Origin of the sequence: uncultured Erythrobacter sp., assembly GCF_947499705.1 — a bacterium.
GTDB lineage: Bacteria > Pseudomonadota > Alphaproteobacteria > Sphingomonadales > Sphingomonadaceae > Erythrobacter.
The window spans coordinates 1026194-1037547 of sequence record NZ_CANMPJ010000001.1; the positions used below are offsets into that span (position 1 = coordinate 1026194).

The 11354-nt window shown below is 58.0% G+C and carries 7 protein-coding genes; all 7 read left to right on the top strand.

Features of this window, described 5'->3' with window-relative positions; genetic code table 11:
• Positions 1-21 precede the first annotated feature (21 nt).
• The 7 genes from secA to Q0837_RS04800 all read left to right on the top strand — a co-directional run bounded on the left by secA (position 22) and on the right by Q0837_RS04800 (position 11346).
• Positions 22-2784, top strand: a complete 2763-nt coding sequence (gene secA, locus Q0837_RS04770; protein WP_298465954.1) for a preprotein translocase subunit SecA — start codon at positions 22-24, stop codon at positions 2782-2784.
• Between the two features lie 30 nt (positions 2785-2814).
• Positions 2815-3570: a sulfite exporter TauE/SafE family protein gene (locus Q0837_RS04775; RefSeq protein WP_298465957.1), complete on the top strand. Its 756-nt coding sequence runs from the start codon at positions 2815-2817 to the stop codon at positions 3568-3570.
• A gap of 992 nt (positions 3571-4562) precedes the next feature.
• On the top strand, positions 4563-9260 hold the full coding sequence (locus Q0837_RS04780; protein ID WP_298465960.1) for an RHS repeat-associated core domain-containing protein: 4698 nt from the start codon (positions 4563-4565) through the stop codon (positions 9258-9260).
• On the top strand, positions 9257-9664 hold the full coding sequence (locus Q0837_RS04785; protein WP_298465963.1) for an Imm39 family immunity protein: 408 nt from the start codon (positions 9257-9259) through the stop codon (positions 9662-9664). Before Q0837_RS04780 ends, Q0837_RS04785 begins: the two co-directional genes overlap by 4 nt.
• Before the next feature lie 6 nt (positions 9665-9670).
• Positions 9671-9880, top strand: a complete 210-nt coding sequence (locus tag Q0837_RS04790; protein ID WP_298465966.1) for a hypothetical protein — start codon at positions 9671-9673, stop codon at positions 9878-9880.
• A gap of 170 nt (positions 9881-10050) precedes the next feature.
• A complete protein-coding gene (locus Q0837_RS04795) occupies positions 10051-10947 on the top strand; it encodes a hypothetical protein (RefSeq protein ID WP_298465969.1) in 897 nt (298 codons plus the stop codon).
• Between the two features lie 54 nt (positions 10948-11001).
• Positions 11002-11346 carry a TrbC/VirB2 family protein gene (locus Q0837_RS04800; RefSeq protein WP_298465972.1) on the top strand — a complete coding sequence of 115 codons (345 nt, stop codon included), beginning with the start codon at positions 11002-11004 and terminating at the stop codon, positions 11344-11346.
• The last annotated feature ends 8 nt before the right edge of the window (positions 11347-11354 follow it).

The following is an 11354-nucleotide window of genomic DNA, read 5'->3' on the forward strand; positions in this document are numbered from 1 at the left end:
ATCCCATTCAGGACTCGCCTTATGTTCAATGCTCTTGTGAAATCCGTATTCGGTTCCTCGAACGACCGTTACATCAAGTCGCTCGGTAAAACCGTCAATCAAATCAATGATCTCGAAGCGCAAATGCAGGCGCTCTCGGATGACGAACTGAAGGCGCAAACCGACAAGTTCCGCGCTGCTCTCGATAGCGGCAGCACGCTTGACGATATCCTTCCCGAAGCGTTCGCCACTGTGCGCGAGGCATCGGTGCGCGTCTTCGGGATGCGCCATTTCGATGTGCAGATGATCGGCGGGATCGTGCTTCACCGCGGCGAAATCGCTGAGATGCGCACGGGCGAGGGTAAAACGCTGATGGCGACGCTTGCCGTCTATCTTAACGCGATTGAAGGCAAGGGCGTCCATGTCGTGACCGTAAACGATTACCTCGCCACGCGCGACGCCGAATGGATGGGGCAACTGTACAATTATCTCGGTCTCAATGTCGGGGTGATCATCCCGAACATGGACGAGTTCTCCAAGAAGGACGCCTACAACGCCGACATCACATACGGCACCAATAACGAGTTTGGCTTCGACTATCTGCGCGACAATATGAAACACGAGCGCGCGCAGATGGCGCAGCGCCCGTTCAACTTCGCAATCGTCGATGAGGTAGACTCGATCCTGATCGATGAAGCGCGGACGCCGCTCATCATCTCGGGTCCAACCGAGGACAAATCCGACCTCTACGTGAAGCTCGATGAGGTCGCGAAGGAAATCCCGGAAGACTGGTACGAGAAGGACGAGAAGACCAAGAACATCCAGCTCAACGAAGACGGGCTGGATCAGGTCGAAGCGCTGCTGATCGAGAAGGGGCTGCTCGAAACCGAGAACCTCTACGACGTCGAGAACACGCAGGTGGTCCATCACCTCGATCAGGCGCTCAAGGCCGTCCACATGTTCAAGCGCGACGATCACTACATCGTGAAAGACGACAAGGTCGTGATCATCGACGAGTTCACCGGGCGCATGATGGACGGGCGTCGCTGGTCGAACGGTCTGCACCAGGCGGTCGAGGCCAAGGAAGGCGTCAAGATCGAGCCTGAGAACCAGACGATGGCCTCGATCACCTTCCAGAACTATTTCCGCATGTATCCCAAGCTTGCCGGGATGACCGGTACGGCAGCAACCGAAGCAGCCGAATTCTGGGACGTCTACAAAGTCAATGTGGTCGAGATTCCGACCAACCTCCCGGTCCAGCGGATCGATGAGGAAGACGAATTCTATAAGAACACGATGGACAAGTTCCAAGCCATCGCAAAGGCGATCAAGGAAAAGTACGATATCGGCCAGCCGATCCTTGTCGGCACGGTCTCCATCGAGAAGTCCGAATTGCTCAGCAAGTTCCTCGACGAGGAAGGTGTGAAGCACGAAATTTTGAACGCGCGTCAGCACGAGCGCGAAGCGCATATTGTGGCGCAGGCAGGCCGACTTGGCGCGGTGACAATCGCTACCAATATGGCCGGTCGCGGCACCGACATTCAGCTCGGCGGTAATCTCGAATTCCGCATCGGTGACGAACTGGCCGATATGGAAGAAGGCCCGGCCAAGGACGCGGCTATCGAAAAGCTCAAGGAAGAAGTCGCCGAGGAAAAGCGCAAGGTGCTCGAAGCGGGCGGCCTGTTCGTGCTCGGAACCGAGCGGCATGAAAGCCGCCGGATCGACAACCAGCTGCGTGGTCGTTCGGGCCGTCAGGGTGACCCAGGACTGTCGCGCTTCTACCTATGCCTTGAAGACGATCTGCTGCGCATCTTTGGTCCGGACACCTTGTTCTCCAAGATGATGAATTCGAACCTCGAAGACGGCGAGGCGATTGGGTCCAAGTGGCTCTCCAAGGCGATTGAGACCGCCCAGAAGAAAGTCGAAGGGCGCAACTACGAGGCGCGCAAACAGGTCGTCCAATACGATGACGTGATGAACGACCAACGCACCGTGATTTACGAACAGCGCGGCGAGATCATGGAGTCTGAATCGGTTGACGATGTCGTGGTTGATATGCGGCATGATACGATCAATTCGCTGGTTGGAACCGCGTGCCCTCCCGGCTCCTATCCCGAGCAATGGGATATTGATGGCCTGAAAGAGAAGGTCTCCGAAGTGTTCGGCCTCGAACTGCCGATCGACGAATGGCTTGAGGAAGATCAGGTCGAACCGGAGCTACTCGAAGAACGCATTCGCAAGCAGACCGACGAAATGATGGACAGCAAGATGGCGACCAACGACCCGTCGATCTGGCGGATGGTTGAAAAGGACGTGCTGCTGCGTCAGCTTGATTTCCACTGGAAGGAGCACCTTGCGACGCTCGACGCGCTGCGTCAGGTAATCTGGATGCGCGGCATCGCGCAGAAGCAGCCGATCAACGAATACAAACAGGAAGCGTTCGGACTGTTCGAGACCATGCTCGACACTCTGCGCGAGGAAGTCACCAAGATCTTGTTCAAGGCCGAATTGCGCATCGCGCAGCCGGAAATGGAGGAACTGCCCGATCTGCCAGACTTCCTCACCGGCCATATCGATCCACTAACCGGTCTTGAGAATTCGGGTGACGGCGACGGATCGGAAGAGCGTCCGGAGCTTTTCGGCTCGCTTGCCGGCAGCCCGCGCGCGGCATCGGGGCCGGGCGGGGCGAACACCGAAGATCCCTATGCAAATCTTGGTGTCAGCCGGAATGCGCCGTGCCCATGCGGGAGCGGCAACAAGTACAAGCATTGCCATGGGGCTGCGAGCGCAAGGCAGACTGCCTGAGCAACGTGACATCGCGGCGAGGGGCGTAAAATGATCGGAGCGGTTCCGCTCGGATTGGCGCTCGCCTTCTTCGTCGCCGCGGTGCTGTACGCCAGCGTCGGCTTTGGCGGCGGCTCTACTTACGCCGCGCTTCTTGCGCTGTCGAATCTCGATTACCGCCTGCTGCCGATGGTCGCGCTCGCCTGCAATATCGTGGTTGTTGCCGGGGCGAGCGTCCGGTTCGCGCGGGCTGGGCTGACGCCCTGGCGCGGGGCGCTGTTGCTCACCGCGCTCGCAGCCCCTGCGGCCTTGCTTGGCGGGCTGACGCCGATTGATGAATCAACCTTCATGCTGCTTTTGGGCACAAGCCTCGTGCTGACCGGCATTTCGATGCTGATCCCGATCAACGAAGGGACGCTCGACGAGCCAACGAAGCTGGCGAAGGCGATGCCTATCGTTGCCGCACCGCTTGGCTTTCTCGCTGGACTGGTGGGCATCGGCGGCGGCATATTCCTGGCACCGCTCCTGCACCTGAGCAGATGGCACGACGCGCGCGCAATCGCAGCGACCGCTAGTTTCTTCATCCTCATCAATTCGCTGTTTGGCCTAACTGGGCAGTTGCTCAAACACGGGCCGGGCGCGTTCGGAGGCGCGGTTGGCGCGGCTCTCCCGCTGATCCTGGCTGTCGCGATAGGAGGACAGGTTGGCAGCCTCATGGCCGTCAAGGTCCTGCCAAAACGCTGGATCCGCTGGCTGACCGCTGCTCTGATATCGCTAGTTGGATTGCGGTTGTTATGGGCCGGTTGATGCATGGCGACGCATAATTGAACCTGCAGTGCAAATCGGAGGGACCAGTTAAATACAGTACGGTCCTTGGCTTGGTCATTGGTGCGGTCGTAAACGCCGCTCCTAAGAACAAAGCGCGGTGGATGCAGAGGATTACGAATTCTCCGTGGCACAGGGCTTGACCGGCAGGGTTGGTGTCGGAGTCCGCGTCGACACAAATTGGCGCGCACTAAGCTGCCGCGCATTTGAAGGCGGAAGAGGTCGCTACCATCGGGAGGCGGCATGCGAGGGGATGACACGCTATACGCGCTTCGAACCAGCCAGAGACGATGCTGGGAACCCTCAAGCGGGCACCTACCGCACGTTCATCGATTTCGGCGGCTAATCTCCTTCTGTGCTCAGCAAGAGCTATCACTTCAAGGGCGCAAACCGCATTCCTATAATCGTAGATCGAATGTGACCGATTCTCTTAGGTGTGATTGCGGATCGCATCATGAACCAGATCCTCGGCCCTTAATTTTTTCTATAGGCGTGTCTGAATTCGCCGCAGGAATCCTTGAGTTCGTGCAAAACCGATCTTTATTCCCATTCCATTCTTCTTGACCCGCGCTGCTTTCTTCGATCAATTTTCGGTACGGGAAATGAAGAGGGGTTAGGGGTATGCCAGTCTGTGGACGTCGTCGAAGTATTGGACAATCGGACAGCAGTAAACGGTTTAAGCGTTGCACCGCGCTGTTACTCACATGCGCTTTTGGTTGCATTTCTGTTCCCGCGCAGGCGCACAGCCTCGCATTGTTGGCCCCCGCGTTTGTCGGTAACCTCCTACTTTCAGTGCCAGCGACGAGCGGTTGTTTCCAGTACACCTACGATCAAAACGGCAATCGCATTTCCAGTTCCACCGCGAATGTAAGCACCGGCCCCGCATTCTGGGGCTCTGCAACCTATGGGTGCACCACCTGGGGGTCGTGAGGCCGGGTTGTTTTGATCAACGCAGAAATTCCTCGAGGGTCAGAATGCGCAGTATAAAACTCCTGTTCGTTTGTTTCGCGCTGCTTTTCGGATCTCAGGTGCACGCGCAGGAAGACACTGAGCCGATCGGCTGGATTTCGCCAGCTGGCCCTAGCGGAGTATTCGGGACCCCATCTGCGGCGTGCGTAGCGCAATGGGAAGATGAAGGGATGGACAATGGCTATTCCCGATTCATGGGGATCAAGCGGCGCTCGGATGATCTGCGTTTCGTCCACTGCGAATGGACACGCTGGCAATATCTATGCCCTGAAGAAACGGGTGGTGGCCCGAAGTGTGGTTACAGAATTCCCTCTTATGTGCAGATCGCCTGCCCGGAAGACTATCTGGCTACGGCTGATGGCTTCTGCAGGCGGGGATCTGCGTTTGAACGGCCTTGTGACGACCCCTGCGACAATGACAGTGGACGGGCCAACCCCAAGACTCGCAACCCAGTTGTTGTGGCAACCGGCGCCAAACGGCTGAGTTCTGTCGATTACGCGTCGGCGGATGGGCTATTCCGGATTGAGCGACAATACCGCAGTTTCCAAGTCGGTAGGCCAATTCAGCAGCGCGTCCTTCCACGTGCGCTGCCTCGGGGACTGGATGGATATTGGAATTTCGGTTTCAGCTACGAATTGCAATTTGGAATATTCACTGGATCACCATCCGAACCAAATGCAACGGTGGCGATCCTTATGCCGGATGGAACTGGTTATGGGTTCCAGCTTCAAGCGGACGGAAGTTGGGCTGAGTACCCCGGTGCTGGCAGTGGGACGGTTTCCAACAATCTGAAACTTGAGTTCGTCGGCGCATGGCCGAGCGATCTCAGCACAGTTCGCGACTTTCCAAGCACATGGAAACTGACTGACCGCAACGACACCGTATGGACAATTGAAACCCGGACAGGGGCGAAAGGGGGCAACTATCTGTTTGGCTGGCCGGTGATGATGAAGACCCGTAGCGGCTACGCGCAGTCCTTCGCTTTTGGTGAGGATAGCAGACTTGCTTCAATGACCGACAGCCTTGGCCGGACCGCGACATTTGAGTGGGACACGCACAAGGTCACAACCATAGATCCCGTTCCCGCGGGGAGTGAACCCACACCAGTCAGAGTCAGTTCAATCGACCTCCCTGACGGGACTTCGCTGGTCTACGATTATGAGAAGGTGACCCTAGAGGGCATCGGCGCGGTTTTCTCGTCGTCAAAATGGAACCGAACTTGGGGTGGTGGCAGCAAGCCGGTAAACGCATTCTCGGTTGTACCCGCATTACTCCCGGAACTCCGGCGCCTGAAAACAGTCGAGCGCCGCGCGGCGAATGATGATGTACTCGACTCGGTCACCTACCTCCACGAGCATGACCGGTTTACGAGGAATGTGACGGGTATTGTCGACCATCGCGGAGAGCGGGTCGGCACGTATGAATACGACACTGCGGGCAGAGTTATCTCCAGCGAAAGAGCTGATGGTGCAGAGCGCAATACCTTTGTCTACGATACTGCAGGGTCTGATCGAACGCGCGAAGTCACCAATGAGTACGACAAGCGGGAAACCTATCGGTTCTCGCAATTCTCAGCAAGCCAGCGGGACTATCGGCTTACAAATGTCGACAGTGACGCTACCGCCAATACGCAAGCAGCATCCGCAGCGATCTCTTACGGTTCCAACACCTACATCTCCAGCACCACCGACGCCGAAGGTCGCCTGATCACGACCACGCGCGATGCGCGTGGTCGTCCGATCAGCGTTACCGAGGCGAGCGGTACGCCGGATGCGCGCACGACAACGATCACGTGGCACGCCGACTTCAATGTGCCGGAGATTATTGTCACACCCGGCCTTACCGAGACACGCAGTTACGATACGCAAGGTCGCCTGACATCGGTAACGATGACGGACACAACGACTCATGCGCTTCCCTATGCGACGAACGGTCAGGCGCGCACCTACACCTATGCGTGGGATGCCAATGGCCGGTTGCTATCCGAGAACGGGCCGCTTGCTGCCAATGGCGCGCAAGATGACCTGAGCAATTACACCTACGATGCCAGCGGCAATCTGCTGACCGCAACCAACGCGTTGGGCCATGTGACCACTTATGGCAGCTATGACGCCAATGGCCGTCCGGGCACGATGACCGACCCCAACGGCATCGTCACAACCTTCGCCTACGATCCATTGGGCCGGGTCGAGACGATCACTATCGAGCATCCAAACAACGCGTCGCTGAATGCGACCACGGCGATGAGCTACGACGCGGTTGGCAATCTCACCCAATTGACGCTGCCCGGCACCGCTCCGCTGGTGATGGAGTACGACACGGTCAATCGGTTGACCGCCATGCTCGGCGCAGGCGGGGAACGCTGGGATTACACCTATGACGCGGCTGGCAATGTCGAGCGCGAGACCGTCACTCGCACCGATGGATCGACCGCGCGCATGGTTCGCCGCCAGTTCGACGAGCTTGGGCGGTTGATGCGCGAAACGCTCGGAACGCGTTCCCCCTCGCAGTGGGGATATGACAGGGTCAGCAATGTCGTCAGTGCCGCCGATCCCAATGGCTTTGCCGCAACAGCCTCATTCGATGCGCTCGACCGCGTGGTGTCTACTGTCGCACCCGATGGCGGCACCATCGCCTCAAGCTACGACGCGCAGGACAATCCGCTCACCTTCACCGATCCGATCTCAGTCACAACGCAGTTCGTCCACAATGGCTTTGGCGAGGTTGTCCAGGAAACTTCGCCCGATCGCGGCACCAGCACCTATGTCTATGATGCAGCAGGCCGGATGGTCCAATCGACCGACGGGCGCGGGCAGGTGGTGGACTATACCCGCGATATCCTGGGCCGGATCACACGCATGCAGCCCCTCGGTCGTCCCGCATCGGAAATGAGTGAATACCAGTGGGACAGCGGCGGGATGGGCGGTTCCTACACTATCGGCAGGTTGGGCCGGGTTACCGATAGCTCGGGCCGCACTCGCTTTGCCTATGATCATCGCGGCAATGTGACGATAAAGGAGCAGTCGATCGGCGGAGCGTTCAAACGCCTGAGCTACTCCTACGACACTGCCGACCGGATCACGCGGATCATCTACCCATCGGGCCGTTGGGTCCTTTACGATTACGACGCATGGGGCCGGGTCGAGCGAGTTCGCACCCGCGAGAACTCCAGCAGCCCCTATGTCACCGTCGCCAGCGGGCACCAGTACGAGGCGTTCGGGCCGACCAAAAGTATAGCGCTGGGTAACGGACTGACGGCGGTGAACGATTGGGGGACGGATGGTAGGCTGGCATCGCGCAGGCTCACCCCGACCAGCGGCGGTGCGGCTCTCTCGCACCTCGCCTATCGCCGCGATCCCGTCGGGCGCATCGGAGCCATCGCCGACTATGTGAACCCGGCGAGCTCGGTGATCTACGGCTATGACGAAATGGGCCGCCTGACGATGGCGGTGTCCGACACGCAGGCGCAATCCTCGGAAAGCTACAGCTACACGCCCGGCACCAGCCAGCTTGCGAGCTTCACCGACGACAGCGGCACGCGCACCATTGCTTATGACGGGCGCGGCAACACCGTGTCAGAGACACGCCCCGGCGGCGTGACGGTCGCCGCGACCTATGACGGGCACGGCCGGCTGGAGAGCTACGACCGCAGCAATATCGGTGCGCAGAACTACACCTATAACGGCCTCGGTGACCGGGTGCGGGTCGATAAGCCGACAGGCACGCGGCACTTCGTCTACGACGCATGGGGCAGGGTGGTGGCAGAGTACGGCACATCTGCAAGCGATGTCCGAGCCGAGTTCATCTGGACGGAGCCGCCTGCTGCAAACGACAACTCACCCTTCGGCGGCGGCGACCATATCGCCGGCTACGCCCCGCTGGCGCTGGTAGCACCCAACGCACAGGCTCAGCTGGAGCTCTACTGGGTCCACGGCAACCATTTGGGCGTACCGATTGTGACGACGGACGCACAGGGCTCTGTTGTAGACCCCGGGAACGACTTCCTGCGCCCCGGCTTCCCGGGCCAGAGCCAGGTGCTGAGCGACCTCTACTACAACCGCAACCGGGATTATGACCCAGTCACGGGCCGGTACATTCAGGCGGATCCTATCGGGCTCGCGGGCGACGTTAACCCGTATGTTTATGCGAATGCGGATCCGGTGAACGGGATCGATCCTGATGGGTTGCTTTGGCGACAGGCTGGTGGTGCTGCACTCGGTGCGGGCTCTAATCTTGCTTGGCAGCTATACAACAATGGTGGCAGATTCGATTGCGTCAATTGGTGGGAAGTTGGTGAGTGGGCGCTAGCAGGCAGTGGGTTGGCTGGATTGGTCCCGCGCATGGGAAGTCGTCGTGCGTTCCGCGAAATTTGGCGAGATAAATCCGGGTCGGTACCGGGGCCGATTCACAAGAATTCACTCAACTACATCGGAGAGACGCATGTCTATGCGATCCGTGGCCCCAACGGCATTCATAAGATCGGGCAGAGCTCAATGGGGAGGCGGCTTCGGGATGGTTTGTCGCGCCGTGCAGAGCAACAAGTTCGAAGGCTTGGACGCAAAACGAACCAAAGGTATCGCTCTCAGATCAGACGCACATTTCAAAATAAGAGAGACGCGCGCGAATATGAAACCAAATTGATTGAAAGGTACCGAAGAATGTACGGTGAAAAAACTCTGCCCGGCAATAAAACAAATCGATGAGCAAACCCGCAACGCCGCCGCATGATGGGAAGCTTGGACTTGGAGGCGTGTCTCTAACGATGGCAAGAGTCCCAAAATATGACTTGGATGCGATGCAATTGGTGACAGATCAGATTGAGCCAATAATGGAAGAATCTGGCTATCTTCTGGATGCGCCATTCTCATGGGTTACGCTCATGATACGCTATGGCCTCAAGAATGAGGAAAAGCCCCACTACATGGCGATCAACAGGAAGTTTGGCGACCTGCCTTTGGCTATCGAAGTCGATGTTCATGAAATGCTTGGTGCATCGCTGGAAGAGCTACACAACATATTCAAACGTGCGTCGCTCCTTGCACTGATACATGCTGGGCAGAGGTATGATCGACCCGTGGAGTCATTGAAGAAGATGCTCGAAGAGTAGATCTGGTTGCGGACCTATACCCATAACGGTCTCGGCGACCGGGCGAGGGTCGATAAACAGACAGGCACACGGCACTTCGTCTATGACGCCTGGGGCAGGGTGGTTGCGGAGTACGGCTCCTCTGCAAGAGACGTCCGAACCGAGTTCATCTGGGCCGAGCCGCCCGCTGCGAACGACAGCTCCTCATTCGGCGGCAGCGACCATATCCCCGGCTAAGCCCCGCTCGTGCTGACAACTCCATTCACGCGTGCGTAATTTGGCGTGAACTGAGTTTCTCCAAAATCACAAAGTAGAAAAATCGCCAATCGCCGCAAATTGCTGCTTGAGTTGGGTTTCTGATCAAGTAAAAATTCGAATCCTATCAATTCGAATTTCAGGGGTTTGCAATGCTCAAGTATAGTGGCGTGGCGGTTTTTCTTGGGGTTTTGATAGTCAGCAGCCCGACGGCGGCCCAGCAATGCACTGTCCCCAACACGATAGCCAATGGGCAGGTCGCCGATGCGACGGAAGTGATGGACAATTTCAACGCGGTCGCCGCATGCGTTGACGAAACGAAGGACAATGCCGTCACACATGAAGGCACGCCCACTGCCGGTGAGATCGCGGTTTTCGACAGCGCGACGGGGATCACCAGCGGCAATCTGACCGGAGATGTTACCACCTCGGGAAGCACCGCGACTGCACTAAGTGCGACCGGCGTTGTTCCCGGCACATACACCAATGCGACGATCACCGTGGACGACAAGGGCCGCGTGACTTTTGCTGATAGCGGGGCACTTGGAGGCGGCGGCGGGGGAGGCGGTGCTCTTGCGACCAAGTATACTGTCGTTACGCCGGGCGACAATTTCATCGATGTGAAGCTCGATTCTGATGACGGCTATGCCTATCGGGTGTTGGTCAAAGGTACCACCGACGCCAGCACGCGGATCAATTTTCGGCTATCCGACGAAAACGGCCAGACATTTTTTGATGCCGCCGGTTACTACAAATCCTACACGGCAGGCTCGGCCAGTGCGATCGACCTTACCACCGGACGAACGATGGCTGTTGATCGCAACACTATCGTGTCCTTCACCGTAGCGGGAATGAATGTTCCATCGACGGAACAAGTGGCGCTGACGGGCACACTGTTCGGTGTGGATACCGGTACGACGAACCGCCCGAGAGTTGTCGGGGGGCACATAAATGGGGTCGTCGAGGCGCGCGATTACAATGCTTTCCGCATCTATGCGACCGGCGGGACGATGGACGGCTTTGCCGTCTACATCGAACGGGTCTATTGATTTCGGCCTGAGCGAAGAGATTGTTCTGCAACGAACAATGAGGGGAGCAGATCAGTGACTTCGATTGCATCCTCTGTCGATTGGTTTGTTGGGGTGGTGACTGGTCCGCTTGTGACAGGCTTTCTCACGCTTGCTGTGGCTTTTGTTGGGTTCCGCTTGCTTTCCGGACGAAGCTCGATCCGCGAAGGAGCCTATGTGGTGATCGGCGGATTTGTCCTGATTGGTTCGACTTATGTCGCGCAGTCGCTGGTCGATCTTGTGCCGCGTTCAGCGCCGCCCGTCCACGTTTCTGCAGAGCAGGTGAGGGCGGAACGCGAATTGACAGAACCGCCGTCTCCTCCACCCAACCCACGCGGCAATCCGTTTGATCCCTATGCCGGGAATGAGCAGGTAAACTAGGCTGCGTG

Bases quoted from the DNA above. Each gene is read 5' to 3' on its own strand.
- Q0837_RS04795 (WP_298465969.1), top strand. From the start codon at position 10,051: ATGCTCAAGTATAGTGGCGTGGCGGTTTTTCTTGGGGTTTTGATAGTC.
- Q0837_RS04775 (WP_298465957.1), top strand. From the start codon at position 2,815: ATGATCGGAGCGGTTCCGCTCGGATTGGCGCTCGCCTTCTTCGTCGCC.
- Q0837_RS04780 (WP_298465960.1), top strand. From the start codon at position 4,563: ATGCGCAGTATAAAACTCCTGTTCGTTTGTTTCGCGCTGCTTTTCGGA.
- Q0837_RS04785 (WP_298465963.1), top strand. From the start codon at position 9,257: ATGAGCAAACCCGCAACGCCGCCGCATGATGGGAAGCTTGGACTTGGA.
- secA (WP_298465954.1), top strand. From the start codon at position 22: ATGTTCAATGCTCTTGTGAAATCCGTATTCGGTTCCTCGAACGACCGT.